The organism is Salmonella sp. GDC200615, assembly GCF_050574145.1.
In the GTDB taxonomy this organism is placed as follows: domain Bacteria; phylum Pseudomonadota; class Gammaproteobacteria; order Enterobacterales; family Enterobacteriaceae; genus Salmonella; species Salmonella enterica.
Genome location: NZ_CP192247.1, coordinates 4,618,504 through 4,644,901, shown reverse-complemented (window position 1 = coordinate 4,644,901; position 26,398 = coordinate 4,618,504). Strand labels below are relative to the sequence as shown.

General features: G+C 52.9%; 24 protein-coding genes and 1 pseudogene. 2 read left to right on the top strand and 23 right to left on the bottom strand.

What is annotated here, in order from left to right; translation table 11 throughout:
• Nucleotides 1–93 precede the first annotated feature (93 nt).
• The 7 genes from phoU to ACQ29O_RS22485 form a co-directional block, all read right to left on the bottom strand.
• Nucleotides 94–819 (bottom strand): phosphate signaling complex protein PhoU, encoded by a 726-nt coding sequence (phoU, locus tag ACQ29O_RS22515; RefSeq protein WP_000377800.1) that lies wholly within the window; start codon nucleotides 817–819, stop codon nucleotides 94–96.
• A 14-nt stretch (nucleotides 820–833) separates the two neighbouring features.
• Entirely contained in the window at nucleotides 834–1,607 is a 774-nt protein-coding gene (gene pstB, locus ACQ29O_RS22510) for a phosphate ABC transporter ATP-binding protein PstB (RefSeq protein WP_000063118.1), read from the bottom strand.
• 86 nt (nucleotides 1,608–1,693) lie between these two features.
• Nucleotides 1,694–2,584 (bottom strand): phosphate ABC transporter permease PstA, encoded by an 891-nt coding sequence (gene pstA, locus ACQ29O_RS22505; protein WP_000212197.1) that lies wholly within the window; start codon nucleotides 2,582–2,584, stop codon nucleotides 1,694–1,696.
• Complete coding sequence (gene pstC, locus ACQ29O_RS22500) at nucleotides 2,584–3,543, bottom strand: phosphate ABC transporter permease PstC (protein ID WP_000741630.1); 960 nt, start codon at nucleotides 3,541–3,543, stop codon at nucleotides 2,584–2,586. The genes pstA and pstC overlap by 1 nt, the downstream gene beginning before the upstream one ends.
• Before the next feature lie 135 nt (nucleotides 3,544–3,678).
• The gene (gene pstS / locus ACQ29O_RS22495; protein ID WP_253336253.1) at nucleotides 3,679–4,719 is read right to left on the bottom strand and encodes a phosphate ABC transporter substrate-binding protein PstS; all 1,041 of its coding nucleotides are present in this window, start codon (nucleotides 4,717–4,719) and stop codon (nucleotides 3,679–3,681) included.
• A gap of 165 nt (nucleotides 4,720–4,884) precedes the next feature.
• Complete coding sequence (locus tag ACQ29O_RS22490; protein ID WP_000162541.1) at nucleotides 4,885–6,258, bottom strand: fructose-specific PTS transporter subunit EIIC; 1,374 nt, start codon at nucleotides 6,256–6,258, stop codon at nucleotides 4,885–4,887.
• 48 nt (nucleotides 6,259–6,306) lie between these two features.
• Nucleotides 6,307–7,125 carry a shikimate 5-dehydrogenase gene (locus ACQ29O_RS22485; RefSeq protein ID WP_000166715.1) on the bottom strand — a complete coding sequence of 273 codons (819 nt, stop codon included), beginning with the start codon at nucleotides 7,123–7,125 and terminating at the stop codon, nucleotides 6,307–6,309.
• A 94-nt stretch (nucleotides 7,126–7,219) separates the two neighbouring features.
• On the opposite strand from ACQ29O_RS22485, the gene ACQ29O_RS22480 reads away from it, so the two are divergent.
• Nucleotides 7,220–8,977 carry an SgrR family transcriptional regulator gene (locus tag ACQ29O_RS22480; RefSeq protein WP_000213167.1) on the top strand — a complete coding sequence of 586 codons (1,758 nt, stop codon included), beginning with the start codon at nucleotides 7,220–7,222 and terminating at the stop codon, nucleotides 8,975–8,977.
• 150 nt (nucleotides 8,978–9,127) lie between these two features.
• On the opposite strand, the gene glmS is transcribed toward ACQ29O_RS22480, so the two are convergent.
• From glmS to asnC, 16 genes and pseudogenes are all read right to left on the bottom strand, one after another.
• Entirely contained in the window at nucleotides 9,128–10,957 is a 1,830-nt protein-coding gene (gene glmS / locus ACQ29O_RS22475) for a glutamine--fructose-6-phosphate transaminase (isomerizing) (RefSeq protein ID WP_000334110.1), read from the bottom strand.
• 188 nt (nucleotides 10,958–11,145) lie between these two features.
• Nucleotides 11,146–12,516: a bifunctional UDP-N-acetylglucosamine diphosphorylase/glucosamine-1-phosphate N-acetyltransferase GlmU gene (glmU, locus tag ACQ29O_RS22470; protein ID WP_020937235.1), complete on the bottom strand. Its 1,371-nt coding sequence runs from the start codon at nucleotides 12,514–12,516 to the stop codon at nucleotides 11,146–11,148.
• Between the two features lie 319 nt (nucleotides 12,517–12,835).
• On the bottom strand, nucleotides 12,836–13,534 hold the full coding sequence (locus ACQ29O_RS22465; protein ID WP_000009908.1) for a Bax inhibitor-1/YccA family protein: 699 nt from the start codon (nucleotides 13,532–13,534) through the stop codon (nucleotides 12,836–12,838).
• Nucleotides 13,535–13,763: 229 nt separating this feature from the next.
• A complete protein-coding gene (locus ACQ29O_RS22460) occupies nucleotides 13,764–14,183 on the bottom strand; it encodes a F0F1 ATP synthase subunit epsilon (RefSeq protein ID WP_001251971.1) in 420 nt (139 codons plus the stop codon).
• Nucleotides 14,184–14,203: 20 nt separating this feature from the next.
• Nucleotides 14,204–15,586 (bottom strand): F0F1 ATP synthase subunit beta, encoded by a 1,383-nt coding sequence (atpD, locus tag ACQ29O_RS22455; RefSeq protein ID WP_000190499.1) that lies wholly within the window; start codon nucleotides 15,584–15,586, stop codon nucleotides 14,204–14,206.
• Between the two features lie 26 nt (nucleotides 15,587–15,612).
• Nucleotides 15,613–16,476: a F0F1 ATP synthase subunit gamma gene (gene atpG, locus ACQ29O_RS22450; RefSeq protein WP_000896505.1), complete on the bottom strand. Its 864-nt coding sequence runs from the start codon at nucleotides 16,474–16,476 to the stop codon at nucleotides 15,613–15,615.
• A 50-nt stretch (nucleotides 16,477–16,526) separates the two neighbouring features.
• Nucleotides 16,527–18,068 carry a F0F1 ATP synthase subunit alpha gene (gene atpA, locus ACQ29O_RS22445; RefSeq protein ID WP_020937234.1) on the bottom strand — a complete coding sequence of 514 codons (1,542 nt, stop codon included), beginning with the start codon at nucleotides 18,066–18,068 and terminating at the stop codon, nucleotides 16,527–16,529.
• A gap of 12 nt (nucleotides 18,069–18,080) precedes the next feature.
• A complete protein-coding gene (gene atpH / locus ACQ29O_RS22440; protein ID WP_001288957.1) occupies nucleotides 18,081–18,614 on the bottom strand; it encodes a F0F1 ATP synthase subunit delta in 534 nt (177 codons plus the stop codon).
• 14 nt (nucleotides 18,615–18,628) lie between these two features.
• The gene (gene atpF, locus ACQ29O_RS22435; protein ID WP_001052213.1) at nucleotides 18,629–19,099 is read right to left on the bottom strand and encodes a F0F1 ATP synthase subunit B; all 471 of its coding nucleotides are present in this window, start codon (nucleotides 19,097–19,099) and stop codon (nucleotides 18,629–18,631) included.
• Nucleotides 19,100–19,158: 59 nt separating this feature from the next.
• On the bottom strand, nucleotides 19,159–19,398 hold the full coding sequence (gene atpE, locus ACQ29O_RS22430) for a F0F1 ATP synthase subunit C (RefSeq protein WP_000429386.1): 240 nt from the start codon (nucleotides 19,396–19,398) through the stop codon (nucleotides 19,159–19,161).
• Nucleotides 19,399–19,444: 46 nt separating this feature from the next.
• A complete protein-coding gene (atpB, locus tag ACQ29O_RS22425; protein ID WP_020937233.1) occupies nucleotides 19,445–20,260 on the bottom strand; it encodes a F0F1 ATP synthase subunit A in 816 nt (271 codons plus the stop codon).
• An 8-nt stretch (nucleotides 20,261–20,268) separates the two neighbouring features.
• A pseudogene (gene atpI, locus ACQ29O_RS22420) lies at nucleotides 20,269–20,650 on the bottom strand (F0F1 ATP synthase subunit I).
• A 615-nt stretch (nucleotides 20,651–21,265) separates the two neighbouring features.
• Nucleotides 21,266–21,889, bottom strand: coding sequence for a 16S rRNA (guanine(527)-N(7))-methyltransferase RsmG (gene rsmG / locus ACQ29O_RS22415; RefSeq protein ID WP_001519938.1), 624 nt, complete (start codon nucleotides 21,887–21,889; stop codon nucleotides 21,266–21,268).
• A 102-nt stretch (nucleotides 21,890–21,991) separates the two neighbouring features.
• Entirely contained in the window at nucleotides 21,992–23,881 is a 1,890-nt protein-coding gene (mnmG, locus tag ACQ29O_RS22410; RefSeq protein ID WP_000499874.1) for a tRNA uridine-5-carboxymethylaminomethyl(34) synthesis enzyme MnmG, read from the bottom strand.
• 378 nt (nucleotides 23,882–24,259) lie between these two features.
• Nucleotides 24,260–24,703, bottom strand: a complete 444-nt coding sequence (gene mioC / locus ACQ29O_RS22405; RefSeq protein ID WP_001576449.1) for an FMN-binding protein MioC — start codon at nucleotides 24,701–24,703, stop codon at nucleotides 24,260–24,262.
• An 89-nt stretch (nucleotides 24,704–24,792) separates the two neighbouring features.
• A complete protein-coding gene (asnC, locus tag ACQ29O_RS22400) occupies nucleotides 24,793–25,251 on the bottom strand; it encodes a transcriptional regulator AsnC (protein WP_000433016.1) in 459 nt (152 codons plus the stop codon).
• A gap of 150 nt (nucleotides 25,252–25,401) precedes the next feature.
• On the opposite strand from asnC, the gene asnA reads away from it, so the two are divergent.
• Nucleotides 25,402–26,394, top strand: coding sequence for an aspartate--ammonia ligase (gene asnA, locus ACQ29O_RS22395; protein WP_000845123.1), 993 nt, complete (start codon nucleotides 25,402–25,404; stop codon nucleotides 26,392–26,394).
• The last annotated feature ends 4 nt before the right edge of the window (nucleotides 26,395–26,398 follow it).

Here is a 26,398-nt window from a genome sequence, read left to right as displayed (position 1 = left end):
TGAAATGCCGGATGGCGCTGACGCTTATCCGGCCTACAGCATCTGTACCTGTAGGCCCGGTAAGCGCAGCGCCACCGGGCAAAAGAATGAGATTTACTCTTTCGGATCTTTCCCCGCCAACAGTTTATCCAGCTCATCGCCGCCGACGTGACGGAAATCCTGCCCCTTCACGAAGTAGAAGATGTATTCGCAGATATTCTGGCAGCGGTCGCCGATACGCTCGATAGAACGAGCGCAGAATAACGCGGTCAGCACGCTGGGAATGGTGCGCGAGTCTTCCATCATGTAGGTCATCAGCTGACGCACGATGCCTTCATATTCCTGGTCAACTTTCTTATCTTCACGATAGATACGCACCGCTTCATCGAGATCCATGCGCGCGAACGCATCCAGCACGTCGTGCAGCATCTGTACGGTGTGGCGGCCCAGTGACTCCAGACTCACCAACAGCGGCTGGTGCTGCTGGGAGAATTTCTCCAGCGCGGTACGGCAGATTTTATCCGCCACGTCGCCAATGCGCTCCAGTTCGGCGATGGTTTTGATAATCGCCATCACCAGACGCAGATCGCTCGCCGTCGGCTGGCGCTTGGCGATAATACGCACGCAGGCTTCATCGATGGCGACTTCCATCATATTAACCTGATGGTCGCCTTCTACCACGCGCTTCGCCAGCTCGCTGTCCTGGTTGTGCATGGCGGTGATAGCGTCAGAAAGCTGCTGCTCCACCATGCCGCCCATGGTCATTACCTGAGTGCGGATACTTTCCAGTTCGGCGTTGAACTGGCCGGAAATATGTTTATTAAGGTTCAGACTGTCCATTACGCACTCCTGAATTAACCGTAACGACCGGTGATATAGTCTTCTGTTTGTTTCTTCGCGGGCTTGGTGAACAGATCGTCCGTGTTGCTGAACTCAATCAACTCGCCCAGGTACATAAACGCCGTATGATCGGAGCAACGTGCCGCCTGCTGCATGTTGTGGGTCACGATCACCACGGTGTAATCCTGTTTCAGCTCGGTGATCAGCTCTTCAATACGCCCGGTAGAGATCGGGTCCAGAGCTGAACATGGCTCATCCAACAGCAACACTTCCGGGCGAATGGCGATACCGCGCGCAATGCACAGACGCTGCTGCTGACCACCGGAGAGAGAGTACCCGCTCTGGTGCAATTTATCTTTGGTTTCGTTCCATAATGCGGCTTTGGTCAACGCCCACTGCACGCGCTCGTCCATATCGGCGCGAGACAGCTTCTCAAACAGACGCACGCCAAAGGCGATATTGTCATAGATGGACATCGGGAACGGCGTCGGCTTCTGGAATACCATCCCCACTTTTGCGCGCAGCAGCGCGATATCCTGGGTGTTGGTGAGAATATTGTCGCCATCCAGCAGAATTTCACCTTCCGCGCGCTGCTCCGGATAAAGCGAATACATTTTATTGAAGGTACGCAGTAGCGTTGATTTACCACAGCCGGATGGCCCGATAAATGCCGTTACCTGATTCTTCGCGATATCCAGATTAATGTTCTTCAGGGCATGGAATTTGCCGTAGTAGAAGTTCAAATCACGAACCTGAATCTTACTCGGGGCAGTTTCAACCATACTCATTTCACTCTTTTCCTCATCCAGCGCCGCATCCGCCACGCCGTAAAATAATGCCTGATGGCGCTACGCTTATCAGGCCTACAATGTCTTTAACCGTGTTTTTTCTTCGCGAAAACAACACGCGCCAGAATATTCAGCAGCAGTACGCACAGGGTAATAATCAGCACGCCCGCCCAGGCTAATTGTTGCCATTCGGCAAACGGGCTCATCGCGAATTTAAAAATGGTCACCGGCAGGTTGGCGATCGGCTGCATCATGTCGGTGCTCCAGAACTGGTTGGAGAGCGCGGTAAACAACAATGGCGCCGTTTCGCCGGCAATACGCGCAATAGCCAGCAGGATACCGGTCATAATGCCGGAGATAGAGGCTTTCAGCGTAATCGCGGAAATCATCTTCCACTTCGGCGTACCCAGCGCATAAGCGGCTTCACGCAGGCTATCCGGCACCAATTTGAGCATGTTTTCAGTGGTACGGATAACGATCGGTACCTGCAACAGCGCCAGCGCAATCACCCCTGCCCAGCCGGAGAAGTGCTGCATCTGCGCCACCACGATGGTGTAAACAAACAGCCCCACAACAATTGACGGCGCGGAAAGCAGAATGTCGTTAATAAAGCGAATGATTTCCGCCAGCCAGGATTTACGGCCATACTCCGCCAGATAGATCCCGGCCATAATCCCCAGCGGCGTACCCAATACGGTAGCCCAGAGAATCAACAATCCACTCCCCGCCAGGGCGTTCGCCAGCCCGCCGCCCGCCGTGTTCGGCGGTGGCGTCATTTCGGTAAACAGCGCCAGCGACATACCATCAATGCCGCGCGTGATGGTGGACATCAAAATCCAGATCAGCCAGAACAGGCCAAATGCCATCGTCGCCATTGAGAGCGTTAGTGCGATACGGTTCTTCATGCGGCGACGCGCCTGCATCTTGCGACGGGATTCCGCGAGCTGCGCGGTGTTCTGCATATCAAGCGTAGCCATTAACGTGCTCCCTCGTTCTTCGCCAGACGCATAATCATGAACTTAGACGCCGCCAGGACGATAAAGGTGATCACAAACAGGATCAGCCCCAGCTCCATCAACGCTGCCACGTGCAGGCCCGATTCCGCCTCAGCGAATTCGTTCGCCAGCGCGGAAGTGATGCTGTTGCCCGGCATATACAGCGACGCGCTGTCGAGCTGGTAAGTGTTGCCGATGATAAAAGTGACCGCCATCGTTTCACCCAGAGCACGGCCCAGCCCCAGCATAATGCCGCCGATCACGCCATTTTTGGTGAACGGTAGCACGATGCGCCAGATAACTTCCCAGGTAGTACAGCCGATACCGTAAGCGGACTCTTTCATCATTACCGGTGTTTGCTCGAAGACGTCGCGCATAACCGCCGCAATGTAGGGGATGATCATGATGGCGAGGATGACGCCCGCCGCCAGAATGCCGATACCAAAGGCCGGGCCGGAGAACAGCGCGCCGACAAACGGAATGTTGGAAAGAATATTGCCGACCGGCTCCTGGAAGTACGTCGCAAACAGCGGCGCGAAGATAAACAGCCCCCACATGCCGTACACGATACTGGGAATTGCCGCCAGCAGTTCAATGGCGATGCCGAGCGGACGCTTTAGCCAGCCTGGCGCCAGCTCGGTTAAAAACAGGGCAATGCCGAAACTGACCGGAACGGCGATCAGCAGTGCGATAAAGGAGGTCACCAGCGTGCCATAAATGGGCACCAGAGCGCCGTAGATATCGTTTGGCGCGTCCCATTCCTTAGTCCAAAGAAATGAGAAACCAAATTTCTGAATACTTGGCCAGGAGGAGATGATCAATGAGACGATAATACCGCCCAACATCAATAGCACAATCAGCGCAGCCAGTTTTACCAGCGCGCTGAAAATCATGTCGCCTTTTTTACCCGGCGGGTTAAAAGCAGGCTTGGTTGCAGCCATAAATTACTCTTTCCATTAAACGCATTTTACGACGTTGCCCCTGCCGGATGGCGCTACGCTTATCCGGCCTACAACGTGGGCCTGCGGTCGAAACCGTAGGGCGGATAAGCGTAGCGCCATCCGCCAATTCGTTAATTAATACAGCGCCTTACCGTTGCTGTCTTTTATACTGGTCTTCCATGCAGCACGAACCTGCTCAACAACGTTATCCGGCAGGCTGGCGTAGTCCAGATCATTCGCCTGCTTAGCGCCATTTTTGTAGGCCCAGTCGAAGAACTTCAACACTTCAGCACCCTGCTCAGGTTTCTTCTGCGCTTTGTGGACCAGGATAAACGTGGTGGAAGTGATTGGCCACACATCGTCACCTTTCTGGTTGGTCAGATCCTGCGCGAAGGTTTTGCTCCAGTCTGCGCCTTTCGCCGCATTAGAGAAGCTCTCTTCCGTCGGGCTTACCGGTTTGCCGTCGGCAGAAACCAATTTGGTGTAGGCCAGGTTGTTCTGCTTGGCGTAAGCGTATTCAACGTAGCCAATAGCGCCTGGCAGACGCTGTACAAATGCTGCGATGCCGTCGTTACCTTTACCGCCCAGACCGGTTGGCCAGTTCACGGTAGAACCCGCGCCCACTTTCGATTTCCACTCGTCGTTGACTTTCGCCAGGTAACTGGTGAACACGAAGGAGGTACCGGAACCGTCAGCGCGACGCACCACAGCGATATTCTGTGAGGGCAGCTTCACGCCTGGGTTCAGTTTGGTGATGCCTTCATCATCCCACTTCTTGATTTTACCGAGGTAGATGTCACCCAGCGTTTTACCATCCAGCACCAGTTCACCGGATTTGAGGCCTGGAATATTCACCGCCAGCACCACGCCGCCGATCACCGTCGGAAACTGGAACAGGCCTTCCTGATTCAGTTTTTCGTCAGACAGCGGCGCATCGGAAGCGCCAAAATCAACGGTATTCGCGGTGATTTGTTTCACGCCGCCGGAAGAGCCTATCCCCTGGTAATTGACTTTGTTACCGGTTTCTTTCTGGTAGGTATCCGCCCATTTGGCATACACCGGCGCAGGAAACGTTGCACCGGCACCTGTCAGGCTTGCTGCTGCAAAGGCAGAGAACGCGCTCATCGATAAGGTCGCGGCGACAACAGTTGCGACAGTGGTACGCATAACTTTCATAATGTCTCCTGCACGGTTTCGGTAAATCGTTGTTTGAGTTGCTACGATGAGCAAAATAGGACAAATTGATGACAGTTATATGTCTTGATTATGACGGTTTGATGACAATGGAAATAAAAAAGCTGGCCCGGGGAGACACCAGACCAGCCTGCAGGGGGAGATGAATTAAACTGTTTGCGCAACCGCAGACGGTTTCAACAGCGCGTACATCAGGCCGCAAACAATCGTGCCCAGGGCAATCGAGAGCAGATATTGCATCACATGTTCTACCGCATGCGGGATCGCCAGGACAAAGAGACCACCGTGTGGCGCCATCAGTGTACAACCGAAATACATGGACAGTCCCCCGGCGATTGCGCCACCGACCATCGTGGAAGGGATGACGCGCATCGGGTCACGCGCAGCGAAGGGAATCGCCCCTTCAGAGATAAAGCACAGCCCCAGGATAAAGGATGCGTTACCCGCTTCATGCTCAGAAGCAGTGAATTTCGCTCTGGCCGCCCAGGTTGCGACGCCCATCCCTAATGCCGGTACCATCCCTGCCGCCATAATGGCCGCCATCGGCATATAGGAATGAGAAGCCAGTAAACCGACGCCGAAGGTATACGCAGCTTTATTCACCGGCCCACCAAGGTCAAAACCTTGCATTGCGCCCAGCAACATTCCCAGCAAGATAGCATTCGTAGAGGTCATATTCCCCAGGAACGTCGTCAGCCCTTCCATCACCGCAGACACCGGGCCACCCACCACGTAAATCATGATTAGGCCGGTAATCAGCGTAGACAGTAGCGGCAGAACCAGCACAGGCTTAAGCGCTTCCATTGACGCTGGTAGCTTAATATTTTGCGCCAGAAACCGTACGCTGTAACCGGCCAGAAAACCGGCCACAATCCCTCCCAGGAAACCAGCACCGCACAGGCTGGCCAACATCCCGCCAATAAGCCCCGGGGCCAGACCCGGACGATCGGCAATTGAGAAGGCAATAAACCCAGCCAGTACCGGCACCATCAGCGCAAAGGCCGCCTTACCACCGATTTGAAATAACGCAGCCGCCAGCGTGCCCGGCTCATTGAAGGCCTGGATACCGAAGACAAAAGAGAGCGCGATACACAATCCTCCCGCCACCACCAAAGGAAGCATATGGGATACGCCGGTCATTAAATGCTTATAAACGCCGGGTAGATCTGTTTTACCAGCTGAAGAAGAGCGCCCGGCACTCCCCTGATAGACCTCGGCGCTATTGAAAGCATTATCCATTTCCTGCGCACTCTTTTTTAGCGCCGCGCCGGTACTGGTGCGATAGAGTCTTTTGCCAACAAAGCCTGACAGATCCAGCTCAATATCCGCCGCGATAATCACCACATCCGCTTGCGCTATCTCTTCCGCGGTCAGCGTGTTCTTCGCCCCGACGGAACCGCGGGTTTCAACCTTGATCCAGTCACCACGCTTGCGGGCTTCAATTTCCAACGCTTCTGCCGCCATAAAGGTATGGGCGACGCCCGTCGGACAGGCCGTCACAGCAACAATTTTTTTAGTCATAGTAGGGTACCCTGTTCTTTTAATTTAAAGAAAAAGCGGGAAAAAATGTTACAGACGTGACCAGGCCGCGGCTTTCTGGAACAGCGCGTCGTCCGGGCGAATCTCGGTATAAAGGACAAATTGTTCCACGGCCTGAATAGCAAACACTTCGGAACCGGTAATCACGGTTTTACCGCGTTCACGGGCGTAGCGGATCAGCGGCGTGACGGGCGGTAGCGCCACCACATCAAAGATAACGCTCGCCTTATCCACTTCCTGTTCGGAATAAGAGAGTTTGTCGGCATCATTACCGCCAGCCATTCCGATAGGCGTGGCGTTAATTAACAAATCGGCTTCAATACCGTCGGTATCCGGGCGCCATTCATAGCCATAGAGTTCGGCCAGTTGTTTACCTGACGCTTCATCAATCGCGACAATATAACCACGGGTAAACCCCGCATCCTTCAGCGCGCAGGCCACCGCCTTTGCCATACCACCGCTGCCACGCAAAGCAAACACCAGGTCGGGAGAGACCTTGTAACTCGCCAGCAAGCGAGCTATTGCAATGTAATCGGTGTTGTACGCCTTCAGATGGCCATTGGTATTCACAATGGTATTAACTGAGTGAATGGCCTGAGCAGAAGCATCCAGTTCATCCACCAGCGGAATGCAGGCTTCTTTAAACGGCATAGAGATCGCGCACCCACGTATCCCCAGCCCGCGCACGCCGCTAATGGCCTGCGTAAGATCGGTCGGCGAGAAAGCTTTGTAGAGATAATTGAGATCCAGCGCTTCGTACAGATAGTTGTGAAAGCGTGTACCGAAGTTACTTGGGCGTGCCGCCAGGGACATGCAGACCTGCGTGTCTTTATTAATGCGCTTTGTCATGATGAATCCTCATAGAAGTTGCGATAGGGAAAATCATCGGCTAAAAAGGGGATATTAAAAATTGCTCATTCCCGTTCGGGAAATTTCACCTTTTATGACAACCCGGCACACTGAACAAAAATACTTAAAGCTACTCCAGCACTATGGCGACAAGCCTGTTAGCGTGACATTACAGGAGCTGGCGGATGTGTTGTTCTGCACCCGACGGCATATGCGTAATCTGTTGCTTCAGATGCAGGAGGCAAAGTGGCTCATCTGGCAATCACAGGCCGGACGTGGGCATCGCGCCCGGCTTCACCTGCGCTATAAACCAGAACAGCTGTTAAGCGAAAAGGCGGAGCAGTTACTGGAGTCTGGTCATATTGATCAGGCCATTCAGCTGCTGGGTAAAAATAAGCACCAGGTGGCGCAACTGCTGCGTTCAAAGCTGGGCTATAGCGTGCGGGCAGACTATCAGCGGCTGTGCATTCCCTATTATCGGACAATGCCGTCGCTGTGCCCCGGCATACCGTTGCGTCGCTCTGAGCAGCATCTGGTCAGGCAGATTTTTAGCGGCCTGACGCGCATAAATGAGGAAAAAGGTGAAGTCGAAGCCGATCTTGCCCACCACTGGCGGCAGATTGATCCACTGCGCTGGCGTTTTTATCTGCGCCCCGCCGTCCTCTGGCATGATGGTCAGGAGCTGACGATCGACGCGGTTATCGCTTCACTGACCCGCAGCGCTAAGCTGCCGTTGTTCTCGCACTTGCAGACCATTCAGGCCACCGGGCCGCTGAGCCTTGAAATTACGCTGGCGCACCCGGATAACCGACAGCCGCTGCTGCTCAGTCATATTGATGCCATGATCCTACCGCCTGACCATACACAACGCGCTGATTTCCCGGCACATCCCGTGGGAACTGGCCCTTATGAGGTGGTGGAAAACAATGGCTTTCATCTGCAAATGAAGGCCTTTGACCACTATTTCGGTCTGCGCGGGCTGCTGGATGAAGTGGAGGTCTTTATCTGGCCGAATTTAACGGAGACAGATAACCTGGCGGAATCGCTGTCGGATAACGACACGGCAGCCTGGCTCAGTTCCAGCCTGAGCGATGAGGATTACGTTTCCGGACGGCTTAGCCAGGTATCAGGCAAACCTTCTGACAACCTGCGCGAGATGTTTCTTGAGCGTGGAGGCTATTTTTTATTATGCGACAGTCGCTCTCCGCACTGGCATACCGCCGAACATCGCCGCTGGCTGCGGGAAACACTCAGCCCTTACGCCTTACTCCAGCATCTGAGTGAGGCAATTCGCCCCTTCTGGGTACCGGGCGGCAGCCTACTGTCCTCCTGGTTTCATACTATTGAGGCGGGCCCAGCCTGTTCACCTTTTATCTCGTCGTCGCCCTACGCAAAACTGCGTCTGGCCTATCACGATCAGCACCCTGAATTTCCGATGCTCCTGGATATCATGCAAGAGATCATGCGCCAGCAGGGCATTTTACTTGAGGGCGTGGAGCTGAATTATGATGACTGGGCGAATGGCAAAGCCAATGTGGATCTCTGGCTGGGGACGGTCAATTTCCCCATTCCCGAAGAGTGGAACGTCGGTACATGGCTGCTGGGCTCCCCTTTACTGCGCCACGCCATCAGCGGTGGGGATGATGCGCTGCTGGCCCAATGGGAAACCCAGTGGCATGCCGAAACCATCAGCGCGGAACAACTGGTCAGGGAAACCACCCGTTCAGGCTGGCTACAGCCGCTTTTTCACCACTGGATGCGACTCAAAGGCCCCGACCGGGCCAGGGGGATCCACCTGAATAACCTGGGATGGTTTGATTTCCGATCCACCTGGATTGAGCCAGGGCCTTAAAGAAGAGAATGTGACCGGGTACCCGTAGCGCAGGTAGGCGTAGCACCTCTTAGTCGCTCTTCAGCCACCATAGAGAAAGAACAGCGCCTGTCACGGCGCACAAAAAAAGGCCGTCTATCGACGGCCTTCTGCCTGGTACTACATTTGTACTTACTCTACGGTAACCGATTTCGCCAGGTTACGCGGCTGGTCAACGTCGGTGCCTTTAATCAGCGCCACGTGATACGCCAGCAGTTGCAGCGGAACGGTGTAGAAGATAGGCGCAATGACCTCTTCCACATGCGGCATCTCGATGATGTGCATGTTGTCGTTGCTGACGAAACCCGCATCCTGATCGGCGAAGACGTACAACTGACCGCCACGTGCGCGAACTTCTTCGATGTTGGATTTCAGTTTCTCCAGCAGTTCGTTGTTCGGCGCCACCACAATCACCGGCATATCGGCGTCAATCAGCGCCAACGGCCCGTGTTTCAGCTCGCCTGCAGCATAGGCTTCCGCGTGAATGTAAGAGATCTCTTTCAGCTTCAGCGCGCCTTCGAGCGCAATCGGATATTGATCGCCACGCCCCAGGAACAGCGCATGGTGTTTGTCAGAGAAATCTTCCGCCAGGGCTTCGATACGTTTGTCCTGCGACAGCATCTGCTCAATACGGCTCGGCAGCGCCTGTAGGCCATGAACGATATCATGCTCAATGGACGTATCCAGACCTTTCAGACGCGCCAGTTTCGCCACCAGCATCAACAGCACGGTTAACTGGGTGGTGAAGGCTTTGGTAGATGCTACGCCAATTTCCGTACCCGCGTTGGTCATCAGCGCCAGATCGGATTCACGCACCAGCGAAGATCCCGGCACGTTACAAATGGCCAGAGAGCCCAAATATCCCAGCTCTTTCGACAGACGCAGGCCAGCCAGGGTATCTGCCGTTTCGCCAGACTGGGAGAGCGTGATCATCAGGCTGTTACGGCGCACGGCAGATTTGCGATAGCGGAATTCAGAGGCGATTTCAACGTCGCACGGAATACCTGCCAGCGATTCAAACCAGTAACGGGAAACCATACCAGAGTTGTAAGACGTACCGCAGGCGAGGATCTGAATATGCTCAACCTTCGACAACAGATCATCGGCGTTCGGTCCCAGCTCGCTTAAATCCACCTCACCGTGGCTGATGCGCCCGGTAAGGGTGTTTTTGATCGCGTTCGGCTGTTCGTAGATCTCTTTCTGCATGTAGTGGCGGTAAATACCTTTATCGCCCGCGTCATATTGCAGATTAGATTCGATATCCTGACGTTTTACTTCCGCGCCGGTGTTATCGAAGATATTTACCGAACGGCGAGTGATTTCAGCGATATCGCCCTCTTCAAGGAAGATAAAGCGACGAGTCACTGGCAACAGCGCCAGCTGGTCAGAAGCGATAAAGTTTTCGCCCATACCCAGGCCAATCACCAGCGGGCTACCAGAACGTGCCGCCAGTAGGGTATCCGGGTGACGGGTATCCATGATCACTGTACCGTACGCACCACGCAGTTGCGGGATAGCACGCAGAACAGCCTCACGCAGAGTACCGCCCTGTTTCAGTTCCCAGTTTACCAGGTGTGCAATCACTTCGGTGTCGGTTTCAGAAACGAAGGTATAGCCACGCGCTTTTAACGCTTCACGCAGCGGTTCATGGTTTTCGATGATGCCGTTATGCACCACCACAATGTGTTCAGAAACATGCGGATGCGCGTTAGCTTCTGAAGGTTCACCGTGCGTCGCCCAGCGAGTGTGAGCAATACCAGTGCCGCCATGCAGAGGATGTTCTTCCGCTGCCTGAGTCAGCATCTGGACTTTACCGAGGCGACGCAGGCGGGTCATATGACCTTCTGCATCCACCACGGCCAGACCGGCAGAGTCATATCCGCGGTATTCCAGACGACGTAAACCTTCGAGAAGGATTTCAGCTACATCACGCTGCGCGATAGCGCCAACAATTCCACACATAGTTTTATTTCCTGATTATGGCATTACGCCATGCGTTGTCGCTGACCTGTATGCCCGTCGTTGCGGGCGCCCCGAGCCTTGTAGAGAGTGGGGTTATTTTTATAAGTACTGCTCATGGAGCGGAGGATTATTTTATCCTCTCATCTCCGGTCTGCCGGATGGCGCTGACGCTTATCCGACCTACAAAATCACTTTTTCTTCACCGGACGCTGCCAGCCTTGCTTATGCACCTGCGGCACGCGGCTTAATACCAGTTCATTGTCGGCTACATTACGGGTGACGGTAGTCCCTGCGGCGATGGTGGCCCCTTTACCAACAGTAACCGGCGCCACCAGTTGGGTATCGGAGCCGACAAACACATCGTCGCCAATAACCGTTTTGAATTTGTTCGCGCCATCATAGTTACAGGTGATGGTCCCCGCGCCGATATTCACGTTGTCGCCAATTTCCGCATCTCCCAGGTAGGTCAGATGGCCGGCTTTAGAACCTTTACCGAGACGCGCTTTTTTCATTTCAACGAAATTGCCGACGTGAGCGCCCGCTAACAGCTCCGCGCCGGGACGCAGGCGAGCAAACGGGCCGATGGTGCAGGCCGCTTCCAGATGCGCATCTTCCACCACGCTGTATGGGCTAATTTCGCAGTCATCGCCAATAACGCTGTTTTTAATAATGCAGCCCGCGCCGATCTTCACGCGGTGACCGAGCGTTACATAACCTTCGATGATAACGTTAGCGTCAATTTCGACATCCATTCCACAATGAAGGGTGCCGCGGAGATCAAAACGTGCCGGATCGCGCAACATAACACCGGATAACAGCAGTTTCTCCGCCTGTTCGGCCTGGTAAATACGCTCCAGACGAGAAAGCTGTAGACGGTTATTCACGCCGTCCGTTTCGCTGATGCGAGCCGGATGCACCGCGGCGATCTCCCGTCCTTCCTGATAAGCCAGCGCGATGATATCTGTGATGTAATATTCACCCTGCGCATTATTGTTAGTCAGCTTAGACAACCAGCGTTTCAGGTCCGCGCCGTTGGAGATCAGAATACCAGTGTTAATTTCCTGGATCTGACGCTGTTCATCAGTGGCGTCTTTATGTTCAACGATGCCGGTCACTTTACCGTTTTCACGCGTAATACGGCCATAGCCGCTCGGATCGTCCAGCTTCACGGTTAATAACCCAATACCACCCTGCGGTTTGGCATCGCGCAGGCGCTGTAAGGTTTCAACCGAAATCAGCGGCACGTCGCCGTAAAGCATTAAAATATCTTCATCGTCGCTAAAAAAGGGCGCGGCCTGCTGCATTGCGTGACCTGTTCCCAACTGTTCCGCCTGAAGCACCCAGTTCAGCTTGTCATCTTTCAGGGTCTGTTTTAACAACTCGCCACCGTGGCCATAGACCAGATGAACCTGTGCGGCCCCTAATTTAGTAGCTGCATCAATGACATGCTGCACCATGGGTTTACCCGCCAGCGTGTGCAGCACTTTAGGAATATCGGAATACATGCGTGTGCCTTTACCTGCGGCAAGGATCACTACGCTCATAGCACTATTTAACATACGCGTCCTGACTGTAATTTGAGAACGAATTTATACTGTTTCACGTTGAAAATACTACATTTTTTTCATCGTAAAATGGAAGAAGGATAAAACGCTCACCGGGATAAAATCCCCGCCTGCTAATGAATCATTTTCGTTCATTACCGCGCCTCTTGTCTCCTGAAAAGTAAAAACACCCGCGTATTGGCAACGTAGTCCGATGTTTTTGCTGTTTTTTTACTCCATAAATAAAGAAGATAACGTAATAAAGCGCAGGGGAGTCAGAAAAGCAAAAACCAGCGACAGAGGACGCTGGTTTTCCGTTGCGCATATTTTTTACTTAATTACGCGACATAAAAATCCGCAAAATATACCAGAACATGGTCGCGATAGAAGCAAACAGATGTAATGCCGCGCCAGCTGGGCGATCGGTAGGGTAATGGTGAATAATGTTAGAAGTATCGTAAAGTATAAACCCGGCGCACAGCAGTACCATTAGCGCAGAAAACCAGACGCCCAGCGAGAAGCCGCAGATGACGCTGGCAATAATCGCGCCAAAAGCAATGAACCCAGCCATAGTCAGAAACGAGCGCAGAAAAGAAAAGTCTTTTTTTATGGAAAAAGCGGTAAACGTCAGACCGCCAACCAGCAACAGAGTCGTTATTGCCGCCGCGCCAATGCTCGACGGGTTAATATACGCCGCCACCGTTAACAGGGGGGCAAAAATCAGGGATTCTGCCAACACATAAATCCCCAGCCCGATAAGTTGCGTTTGATTAGTCCCCGCATTATCCGCCAGACGGGTTGCCAGCATTCCCACCAGCATAAAAGCGCCGAGAACAACCAACCAGCTATATCTTCCACCAGCCAGCAGCACATCAAGCGCATACTCCCCGACCCCTATAAAACTCCACGCCGCGCTCAATACGATAAAACCGACGATGGCGACGGCGAGATGAAGATAAGCGCGACGAATAAAGGTAGTACGATCAATCCTTGAGTCGGGTTGTGGACCCGCAAAGGATGGCTGAAATGACATAGTAATAATCCCTCATTTTATGCAATAAAAACGCATCCATTCCTTCCTTCTTCGCACAATGTGCAGATGCCAATGACAGAAAGAAAGATTTAATGAAAACAGCGCTGTCGCTGAAAACGCGTCGCCTTCAGCCGCTTGTTTTTGTCGTTGCTAGTTTATCGAATAAAAATTGAGAGGATAAAAAAAAACCAGTCCGCAATCAGACTGGTTTTATGCTTTCAAGCCGGTGTTACATCGCTTTTTTGGTCAACTCGATAACGCGCAGTTTAGCGATCGCTTTGGCCAGTTCCGCAGACGCCTGAGCGTAATCCACGTCACCGTGCGAGCTCTTAATGTGCTCTTCGGCTTTACGCTTCGCTTCCAGGGCTCGCGCTTCGTCGAGATCCTGACCGCGAATCGCGGTATCCGCCAGAACGGTCACGCTGCCAGGCTGCACTTCCAGAATGCCGCCGGACAGATAGATAAACTCTTCATGACCGTGCTGCTTAACGATGCGAATCATACCAGGCTTAATGGCGGTGAGTAGCGGCGCGTGCCCCGGGTAAATCCCCAGTTCGCCTTCGCTACCCGTAACCTGGATTTTCTCGACCAGACCGGAGAACATTTGTTGCTCCGCGCTGACGACATCCAGGTGGTAAGTCATTGCCATATCACCCTCCGATTAAGGCGTTAAAGTTTTTTGGCTTTTTCCACGGCTTCGTCGATGGAACCGACCATGTAGAACGCCTGCTCCGGCAGGTGATCGTATTCGCCTTCCATGATGCCTTTAAAGCCACGGATGGTGTCTTTCAGGGAGACGTATTTGCCCGGAGAACCGGTAAATACTTCCGCCACGAAGAACGGCTGGGACAGGAAGCGCTGAATTTTACGCGCGCGAGCTACCACCAGTTTATCTTCTTCAGACAGTTCATCCATACCGAGGATGGCGATGATGTCTTTCAGTTCCTGATAACGCTGCAGGATGGACTGAACGCCACGCGCGGTGTCGTAGTGTTCCTGACCAACAACCAGCGGATCCAGCTGACGGCTGGTGGAGTCCAGCGGGTCAACGGCCGGGTAGATACCCAGGGATGCGATCTGACGGCTCAGTACCACGGTTGCATCTAAGTGCGCAAAGGTGGTGGCTGGAGACGGGTCAGTCAAGTCATCCGCCGGTACGTATACCGCCTGTACGGAGGTGATAGAACCGGTTTTGGTGGAGGTGATACGTTCCTGCAGAACGCCCATCTCTTCCGCCAGAGTCGGCTGGTAACCTACTGCGGAAGGCATACGGCCCAGCAGTGCGGATACTTCCGTACCGGCCAGGGTGTAACGATAGATGTTATCGACGAACAGCAGTACGTCACGACCTTCGTCACGGAATTTCTCCGCCATGGTCAGGCCGGTCAGTGCAACGCGCAGACGGTTTCCCGGCGGCTCGTTCATCTGGCCATACACCAGGGATACTTTATCGATAACGTTGGAGTCGGTCATTTCGTGGTAGAAGTCGTTACCCTCACGAGTACGTTCCCCTACGCCCGCAAACACTGAGTAACCGGAGTGCTCGATCGCGATGTTACGAATAAGCTCCATCATGTTTACGGTTTTACCTACACCCGCACCACCGAACAGACCGACTTTACCGCCCTTCGCGAACGGACACATCAGGTCGATAACTTTGATACCGGTTTCCAGCAGTTCCTGAGAGTTTGACAACTCTTCGTAGGAAGGTGCTGCGCGGTGAATCGCCCAACGCTCTTCTTCGCCGATCTCGCCTTTCATGTCGACCGGTTCGCCCAGGACGTTCATGATACGACCCAGCGTGGCTTTACCTACCGGGACTTCGATCGGGTGTTCGAGATCTTTTACATCCAGACCGCGACGCAGACCGTCAGAAGACCCCATCGCGATGGTACGCACGATACCGCCGCCAAGCTGCTGCTGAACTTCCAGCACCAGCTTCTCATTACCATTCTGCACCTCAAGGGCATCGTACACGCGTGGTACGGCATCCTGAGGGAACTCGACGTCGACCACGGCGCCGATTACCTGGACAATCTTTCCAGTAGCCATCTTAAATCCTCTACGAAATAACCTGGTTAAACCGCGGCGGCCCCCGAGACGATCTCGGTGAGTTCCTGAGTAATGCTGGCCTGACGAGCTTTGTTGTATACCAACTGCAGCTCTTTAATCAGGCTGCCGCCATTATCGGTTGCGGCTTTCATCGCCACCATTCGTGCGGCCTGCTCGCTGGCCAGGTTTTCTACCACGCCCTGATAAACCTGAGACTCTACATAACGACGCAGGAGAGTATCCAGCAGCGCTTTCGGGTCTGGTTCATACAGGTAATCCCAGGCTTTACGCTTCAGATCATCATCTTCTGACGCCGGCAGCGGCAGCAGTTGAGTGATCGTCGGCACCTGAGACATGGTGTTAATAAATTTGTTGCTGACAATGTAAAGCTTGTCCAGACGGCCTTCGTCGTAGGCCTGCAACATCACTTTAACCGGACCGATCAGTTCGGACAGAGAAGGGTTATCCCCCATACCTGTCACCTGAGCGACAACGTTGCCGCCTACGGAATTAAAGAATAACACGCCCTTAGAGCCGATCATTGCGAGTTCGCACTGAACGCCTTTATCGGACCATGCCTTCATATCCGCCAGCAGCTTTTTGAACAGGTTAATGTTCAAGCCACCGCACAAACCACGGTCGGTCGACACTACCAGGTAGCCCACGCGTTTAACGTCGCGCTCTTCCAGGTAGGGGTGCTTATATTCCAGATTACCGTTCGCAAGGTGACCAATCACTTTGCGCATGGTCTCTGCATAAGGACGGCTGGCCGCCATGCGATCCTGCGATTTACGCATTTTGGAAGCGGCGACCATCTCCATCGCTTTAGTGATCTTTTGCGTGTTCTGGACGCTTGCGATCTTACTACGTATCTCTTTTGCGCCGGCCATGAGCTTCTCCTCAATGCCTTACGGCCTGCCCTAAGGCAAGCCGCCAGACGTTACCAGGACTGGGTTGCTTTGAAGGAATCGAGGATGCCTTTCAGCTTGCCTTCGATTTCGTCGTTATAGCCACCGGACTGGTTGATCTCTTGCATCAGCGGAGCGTGATCACGGTCGACGTAAGCCAGCAGTGCGGCTTCGAAGCTACCGATTTTCGCCAGTTCGACATCCGCCAGATAACCACGTTCTGCTGCGAACAGAACCAGAGACTGCTGCGCGACGGACATCGGCGCATACTGTTTCTGTTTCAGCAGTTCGGTCACTTTCTGACCGTGGTCAAGCTGTTTACGGGTGGCATCGTCAAGGTCGGATGCAAACTGAGAGAACGCCGCCAGTTCACGATACTGCGCCAGCGCGGTACGAATACCACCGGACAGTTTTTTCATGATCTTGGTCTGGGCTGCGCCACCTACACGGGATACCGAGATACCCGGGTTAACCGCAGGACGAATACCGGCGTTAAACAGGTTAGATTCCAGGAAGATCTGACCATCGGTAATGGAAATTACGTTGGTCGGAACGAACGCGGAAACGTCACCTGCCTGCGTTTCGATAATCGGCAGCGCGGTCAGAGAGCCGGTTTTCCCTTTCACTTCACCTTTGGTGAAGGCTTCGACGTAGTCGGCGTTAACACGCGCAGCACGCTCCAGCAGACGAGAGTGGAGGTAGAATACGTCGCCCGGGAATGCTTCACGTCCTGGCGGACGACGGAGCAGCAGGGAGATCTGACGGTAAGCAACAGCCTGTTTAGACAGGTCATCGTAAATGATCAGCGCATCTTCACCGCGGTCACGGAAGTATTCGCCCATTGCGCAACCGGCATACGGCGCCAGATATTGCAGAGCAGCGGATTCGGACGCGGTCGCCACCACAACGATGGTGTTAGCCAGCGCGCCGTGTTCTTCCAGTTTACGCACCACGTTAGAGATGGTGGACGCTTTCTGGCCGATAGCGACATAGATACATTTGATACCGGAATCGCGCTGGTTGATGATGGCGTCGATAGCCAGCGCGGTTTTACCGGTCTGACGGTCACCGATGATCAGTTCACGCTGACCACGACCGATTGGGATCATGGAGTCAACGGCTTTATAGCCGGTCTGCACCGGCTGATCGACAGACTGACGATCGATAACGCCCGGCGCAATCGCTTCAACGACAGAGAAGCCGTCATTATCAACCGGACCTTTACCGTCAATTGGCGCACCCAGGGTGTTCACCACACGTCCCAGCAGACCGCGGCCAACCGGAACTTCCAGGATACGACCCGTACATTTAACCTTCATGCCTTCGGCAAGGTCAGCGTATGGACCCATGACTACCGCACCCACGGAGTCGCGCTCCAGGTTCAGTGCGATAGCGTAACGGTTACCCGGCAGGGAGATCATTTCACCCTGCATACAATCGGCCAGGCCGTGAATGCGGATAACACCGTCACTGACAGAAACAATAGTACCTTCGTTGTGAGCTTCGCTCACCACATTGAACTGAGCAATGCGCTGCTTGATCAGTTCGCTGATTTCGGTGGAATTCAGTTGCATGCTCCAGTCCCCTTAAGACTGCAAGACGTCTGCAAGGCGCTCAAGACGGCCGCGTACGCTGCCATCAATGACCATATCACCCGCCCGGATGATAACGCCTGCCATTACAGACTTATCGATTTTGCAATTCAGCTTCACTTTGCGTGACAGACGTTTTTCCATCGCGGCGCTGATTTTCGAAAGCTGCTCTTCACTCAATGCGGTTGCCGACGTAACTTCTACCTCGGAGGTAGCTTCACTGGCGGCACGCAGATGAATAAACTGCTCCAGAACATCCGGGAGCGCGTTCAGACGATTATTTTCAGCCATCACCCGAATCAGGTTCTGACCGTTTTCGTCTAACTGCTCACCGCAGACTGCGATAAACGACTCAGCGAGCGTTTCCGGCGCCAGCGCGCCAGAGAGAAGCTCTGCCATTTGTTCGTTCTTGGTTACCTCGGCGGCAAACGCCAGCATATCCTGCCAGCGCTCTACACTTTGGTGTTCAACGGCAAAGTCAAAAGCTGCTTTGGCGTAGGGGCGAGCTACCGTAACAAATTCAGACATCAGCCCCTCCCTCCTTACAGTTCAGCGACAAGTTTATCCACGATGTCGCTGTTAGCAGCTTCATCCACGGAACGTTCGATGATCTTCTCGGCGCCAGCAACAGCCAGGATAGCAACTTGCTTACGCAGCTCTTCACGGGCGCGTTTACGCTCGGCTTCAATTTCCGCCTGCGCCTGCGCCACGATTTTAGTACGTTCCTGCTCTGCTTCAGTTTTGGCTTCGTCCAGGATCTGAGCGCGGCGTTTGTTTGCCTGCTCGATGATTACCTGAACTTCCGCTTTCGCTTTTTTCAGCTGGTCGGTCGCGCTGGCCTTTGCAAGGTCAAGATCCTTATGTGCTCGTTCAGCAGAAGCGAGACCGTCAGCAATTTCTTTCTGACGTTTCTCGATGGCTGCCATTAACGGCGGCCATACGTACTTCATGCAAAACCAGACAAAGAGAATAAACGCGATGGCCTGGCCGAGGATTGTTGCGTTAAGATTCACAGCACAATGCCTCTATCTAGTTAACCTTCTGATATTGCTCTTAATTCAAGCAACGCTTACTACGCGACAGCGAACATCACGTACAGACCCAGACCTACAGCGATCATCGGGATAGCATCCACCAGACCCATAACGATAAAGAACTGAGTACGCAGCAGAGGAATCAGATCAGGTTGACGCGCCGCGCCTTCCAGGAATTTACCCCCGAGGATGCCGATACCGATCGCAGCACCGATTGCCGCCAGACCCATCATCACAGCGGCAGCCATGTACAGCAGATCCATATTCAGGTTTTCCATGACAGTCTCCAGTTTGTTTCAGTTAAAACGTAGTAGTGTTGGTAAATTAATGCTCTTCGGACGCCATCGACAGATAGACAATTGTCAGAACCATGAAAATGAAGGCTTGCAGCGTAATAATCAGGATGTGGAAAATGGCCCACGGCACATTCAGAATCCACTGTGACCACCACGGCAACAGACCAGCAATCAGAATGAAAATCAGCTCACCGGCATACATGTTGCCGAACAGTCGCAGACCCAGAGAAACCGGTTTGGACAGCAGACTTACCCCTTCAAGGATTAAGTTGACAGGAATGAACGCCCAGTGATTGAACGGCTGCAGCGTCAACTCTTTTGCGAAGCCGCCGATGCCTTTCATTTTGATGCTGTAGAACAGAATAAGGATGAATACGCCCAGCGCCATCGACAGGGTGATGTTCACGTCAGCAGACGGCACCACGCGCGTTGCCGGCAGACCCAGCCAATGCTCAGCGATATACGGCAGCAGGTCGATAGGCAGTAAGTCCATCAGGTTCATAAGGAATACCCAGACGAAAATCGTCAGGGCCAGCGGCGCAATCAGCTTGCTTTTGCCATGGTACATGTCTTTCACGCTGCCATGCACAAAGCCGACTATCAGCTCAATCGCGGTCTGAAACTTGCCTGGCACGCCGCTGGTCGCTTTTTTAGCAACGCTACGGAACATCACCAGAAACAACAGACCCAGCACCACCGAGAAGAGCATGGAGTCAATATTGAGCGTCCAGAAGGTGGCTGGGGGGTTCTGCGGATCCACCAGCGAGAAAGTACGCAGGTCCAACTGAAGGTTATTCAGATGGTGTCCTATGTATTCCTGCGGCGTCATATTTTCTGAAGCCATGATGCCTTTTACCCTTTGTTGTTAATTACAGCCGGCGCCAGTATCTGAACCACCAGCACCAAAACCCACGTAACGATCAGCGGCAAAAACACCGCCTTTAAAACCGCCAACGCCACCACCAGTAAAACCAGCATCGCTAACACCTTGAAGGCTTCACCGAAGGCGAAAGTCCAGGACACGCGGCCCTTAGCAGGTGTATGCGCCTGGTGACGCCAGGCAAATATCATAAACAACATAATTAGGCAGTGCCACTGCCAATCCCCCACATACTGCGGAGATGCCCCAGAAGGGGTCTTTGAGGCAAAACAGCAATCCACTTGCTATTACCGCCAGAAACTGAATGAACAGAAGCTTACGAGCAACGTTTCGACTCACGAGCGACACAGACATCACGTTTTTACTCCTGCTCACTTCGAGGTATGCCGCGTGTCGTATAAAACGTTCTTTAAGACTTAGAGTCAAGCATCAAAAAGCGGTCAAATTATACGGTGCGCCCCCGTGATTTCAAACAATAAGTAGCCAAAAGGTGAATAAATGTTTAAATATTTTTCTCTGGCCCGCATTTTTAACTTTTAGCCAAAGTGTGAACGATCGTACAAAACTGCAAATAGCGCGAAAACACTGGCGATAAAGCGTGCACCAGATCACACATTAAACATATTCATGCTTACGCAATTCATTTACGTGTCAATTCATGCCTTTTCATCTTTTTGATATTTAAGCGTAAAACCAGGTACTGTTTTAAAAATACCAGCTTACACCTTAAAAACGCCCCATTGACATTTATAATAAAAATTTAACAAGCAAAAGTGATTTTTCGATTCGATTTTTAGCAGACTGATATTTACAAAGTTGATTACTCTCTGTTTTAACAAAATAAGCGACGTTGTCATGTTGAAACGAAACCGTAAATCCAGAGTTAAATGTAACAACGCTGAAATGCGTTATACCTGTCGATTTTTAACACAAGCCGCGTCGTTTTTTTTCTATTTTTTTTGATAAAAATTAAACTTTGTTTGACTTAATAATCACCAGATGCCGCTCGCCTTCCAGTTGCGGAACGCGTAATTTTTCAACAGATTCGACGCTAAAATTGTCAGGTAGTGAGGCAATTTCATCCCCTGGCAATTGCCCTTTTAAGGCATAAAAACGCCCTTTCTCTCCCGGCAGATGGTGACACCAGCTCACCATATCATTCAACGATGCGAAAGCGCGGCTGATAACGCCATCAAACGGCGGTTCGGAGGGATAGGCTTCAACGCGGCTTTGAACCGGCGTGATGTTTTCCAGTTTCAGTTCGTGCTGGACCTGACGCAGAAAACGTACCCGCTTGCCCAGGCTGTCGAGTAAGGTGAAATGCGCGTCAGGGAGAACAATAGCCAGCGGGATGCCCGGCAGCCCCGGTCCTGTTCCTACGTCGATAAAACGCTGTCCCTGAAGATACGGCGCAACGACTATGCTGTCGAGAATATGGCGTACCAACATTTCGTTGGGATCCCGCACTGACGTCAGGTTGTATGCTTTGTTCCATTTGTGCAGCATATCAACGTAGGCGACCAGCAGCGTTTTCTGGTGATCGGTAAGAGAAATACCGGCATCAGCCAGCAGACGAGAGAGTTTGTTGAGCACGGTCATTACCTGTTAATAATCAAATGCCCGATGCGCTTTCGCTTATCGGGCCTACAAATTTGTAGGGCGGGCAAGCGAAGCGCCCCCGCCAAATTAGTGTTATCAAGCGCTACGACGCAGCATACCTTGTTTTTTCAGCCATACCAGCAGAATGGAGATTGCCGCTGGCGTAACGCCGGAGATACGCGATGCCTGGCCGATAGACGCCGGTTTATGATCGTTCAGCTTGGCGATAACTTCGTTCGACAGACCGGAAACCTGACGATAATCCAGCGTGGCAGGCAGAAACGTATTCTCGTTACGTAGTTGTTTTTCAATCTCATCCTGCTGGCGAGCGATATAGCCTTCGTATTTGACCTGGATTTCCACTTGCTCAGCGGCTTGCTCATCTTCAAGCGCAGGCGCGAATGCGGCAAGCGAAGTGAGCTGCGCGTAGGTCATTTCCGGACGACGCAACAGATCTTCGCCGCTGGCCTCACGGGAGAGAGGCGTGGTCAAATGCGCATTCACTTCATCGGCGGATTCCGCAGACGGCGTTACCCATGTCGATTTCAGCCGCTGACGTTCGCGTTCGATACTTTCCAGCTTCTCGTTGAAGCGCGCCCAGCGTTCATCATCCACCAGACCCAGCTCGCGGCCCATTTCGGTCAGACGCAGATCGGCGTTGTCCTCACGCAGCATCAGGCGATATTCGGCGCGGGAGGTAAACATGCGATACGGCTCTTTGGTGCCCAGTGTACAGAGATCGTCCACCAGCACGCCGAGATAAGCCTGAGAACGCGCAGGCGCCCAGCCCTCTTTGTCGGCGGAAAGACGCGCGGCATTCAGACCAGCGAGCAAGCCCTGCGCCGCAGCCTCTTCATAGCCGGTAGTACCGTTGATTTGACCAGCAAAGAACAGGCCGTGAATAAATTTACTTTCCAGAGTCGGTTTCAGATCGCGCGGGTCGAAGAAATCGTACTCAATCGCATAACCAGGACGAACGATCTTCGCGTTCTCCATGCCCTGCATGGAACGGACAATCTGCATCTGCACGTCAAACGGCAGGCTGGTGGAGATACCGTTAGGGTAAATCTCGTTAGAGGTCAGTCCTTCCGGCTCAAGGAAGATCTGATGCTGGTTACGATCGGCAAAACGCATCACCTTGTCTTCGATCGAAGGACAGTAGCGCGGGCCGATCCCTTCGATCACGCCAGCGTACATTGGGCTACGATCGAGGTTATTACGAATCACGTCATGGGTTTTCTCATTGGTATGCGTGATGTAACACGGCACCTGTTGCGGATGCTGAGAAGCATTCCCCATAAACGAGAAAACCGGCATCGGGTTATCGCCATGCTGTTGAGCCAACACGCTGAAATCGATAGTACGCGCATCAATACGCGGCGGTGTGCCGGTTTTCAGGCGGCTGACGCGTAGCGGAAGCTCACGCAGACGGCGAGACAGCGGGATGGATGGCGGATCGCCAGCACGACCGCCGCTGTAGTTATCCAGACCAATATGAATTTTGCCATCCAGGAAGGTTCCGACGGTCAGTACCACCGCTTTCGCGCGGAATTTGAGCCCCATTTGGGTCACGGCGCCGACAACGCGATCGTTTTCGACAATCAGATCTTCAACCGCTTGCTGGAAGATCATCAGATTCGGCTGATTCTCCAGCGCGGTACGCACCGCCTGGCGGTATAAGACTCGATCCGCCTGAGCCCGGGTAGCGCGAACGGCCGGACCTTTGCTGGCGTTTAGTATCCTAAACTGAATACCTGCCTGATCGATCGCTTTCGCCATCAGACCGCCGAGCGCATCCACCTCTTTTACCAGATGTCCCTTTCCAATACCGCCGATCGCCGGGTTGCAGCTCATCTGTCCCAACGTGTCAATATTATGTGTCAAAAGCAGAGTCTGTTGACCCATACGCGCTGCGGCCATCGCGGCCTCAGTGCCTGCATGACCCCCGCCAATAATAATGACGTCAAAAGGATCCTGATAAAACATGGTAATTGCCTCGCATAACGCGGTGTGAAAATGGATTGAAGCCCGGGCGGTGGATTCTACTCAACTTTAGCCGATGGAGAAAGCCCCGGGATCCGGGCTATTAAAAAGAAGATCTTTTTATTTAGAGATCTGTTCTATTGTGATCTCTTATTAGGATCGCGCCAGGCTGTGGATAACCCGGATCCTGTAATAAAGATCAATGCGTTGGAAAGGATCACTAGCTGTGAATGATCGGTGATCGTGGCCCGTATAAGCTGGGATCAAAACGGGTACTTATACACAACTCAAAAAGTGAACAACGGTTATTCTTTGGATAACTACCGGTTGATCCAAGCTTTCCACCAGATTTATCCACAATGGATCGCACGATCTTTACACTTATTTGAGTAAATTAATCCAGGATCCGAGCCAAATCTCCGCTGGATCTTCCGGAATCTCATGTTCAAGGATGTTGATCTTCAGTGTTTCCCCAACCTGTTTTGCGCCAGCGTCTTTCAGTTCCGCTTCTATTTTCTCAATCGCGCCGCAAAACGTGTCGTATTCTCGACTACCAATGCCAATTGCGCCGAAACGTACCGCGGAAAGATCGGGTTTCTGCGTCTGAAGGTCTTCATAGAAAGGGGCCAGGTTGTCCGGAATGTCTCCGGCGCCGTGCGTTGAGCTGATTATCAGCCAGATCCCGGAAGCTGACAGATCCTCTAATAACGGACCGTGCACCGTTTCGGTTGAAAAACCGGCAGCTTCCAGCTTTTCCGCCAGATGTTCCGCGACGTATTCGGCGCCGCCCAGGGTGCTGCCGCTGATAAGAGTAATGTCTGCCATTGATCGCTCGCTCAGGTAAAGAGGCTGCATTGTACTCTGTGAACGAGCTGGGATCTACCTGTGGAAAAATGTGGGATTAAAAAAGCCGATCATGGCTTGATGGTGCGCATGATCGGGTTCTGCAAGACGATCAGTGTCTCAGTGGACTGAATTTCATCAATTGTTTGGATCTTGTTGATAAGTACGTGCTGAAGCGCGTCGATTGATTTGCACATCACTTTTATAAAGATGCTGTAGTGACCGGTGGTGTAATACGCTTCCGTCACCTCATCTAGGCTTTCCAGCCGGGCCAGTGCGGAGGGATAGTCTTTGGCGCTTTTGAGAATGATGCCAATAAAGCAGCCCACATCGTAGCCCAGCTGTTTAGGGCTGACGTCAATCCGTGCGCCCGTAATGATCCCGGCCTGCTTCATTTTCTCGACGCGAACGTGAATGGTTCCAGGGCTAACGCCAAATTGTTTGGCCAGTTCGGCGTAGGCGGTGCGGGCATTTTCCATTAAGGCGTCAAGTATGCCGCGGTCCAGATTGTCGATCTGATAATTTTCCATCGCTTTTTCTTATGCTGATTAATGATTATCTCTATTTTAGCCATTATTTTTAACGAATCGAAATCGAAGTTGGCTTTTTATCTGTTGATTATTGAATAGTGCTCTCGTTTTGTTGCTTAATCATAGGCAACAGGACGCAGGAGTAAAAAAATGAAAACCGCTTACATTGCCAAACAACGTCAAATTAGCTTCGTGAAATCACATTTCTCTCGCCAGCTTGAGGAGCGTCTGGGTCTGATTGAGGTCCAGGCGCCGATCCTGAGTCGCGTAGGAGATGGTACGCAGGATAATTTGTCCGGCTGTGAAAAAGCGGTGCAGGTAAAAGTGAAAGCGTTGCCTGACGCCCAGTTCGAAGTGGTGCATTCACTGGCGAAGTGGAAACGTCAAACCCTGGGGCAACATGACTTCAGCGCGGGCGAAGGGCTGTACACGCACATGAAAGCCCTTCGCCCCGATGAAGACCGACTCTCTCCGCTCCACTCGGTCTATGTGGATCAGTGGGACTGGGAGCGTGTCATGGGCGATGGCGAGCGCCAATTTTCCACCCTGAAAAGCACAGTAGAGGCTATATGGGCTGGAATTAAGGCGACGGAAGCAGAAGTGCATAAACAGTTTGGTCTGGCGCCGTTCCTGCCAGAGCAAATTCAGTTTGTTCACAGCCAGGAGCTGTTGTCTCGCTATCCGGATCTGGATGCGAAAGGGCGCGAACGCGCGATCGCCAAAGAACTTGGCGCCGTTTTTCTGGTGGGGATCGGCGGTAAACTGAGCGATGGCCACCGCCATGATGTACGCGCGCCGGATTATGATGACTGGAGCTCCGCATCTGAGCTGGGCTACGCCGGTCTGAACGGCGATATCCTGGTGTGGAACCCGGTGCTGGAAGATGCGTTTGAGCTTTCCTCTATGGGTATTCGCGTAGATGCCGATACGCTGATGCGCCAGCTGGCGTTGACCGGTGATGAAGATCGTCTGCAACTGGAGTGGCATCAGGCGCTGCTGCGCGGCGAAATGCCGCAGACCATCGGCGGCGGGATTGGGCAGTCGCGTCTGACGATGTTGCTGCTGCAATTGCCGCATATTGGTCAGGTACAGTGCGGCGTATGGCCCGCGCAGGTTCGCGAAAGCATTCCTGCTATTTTATAAGCCG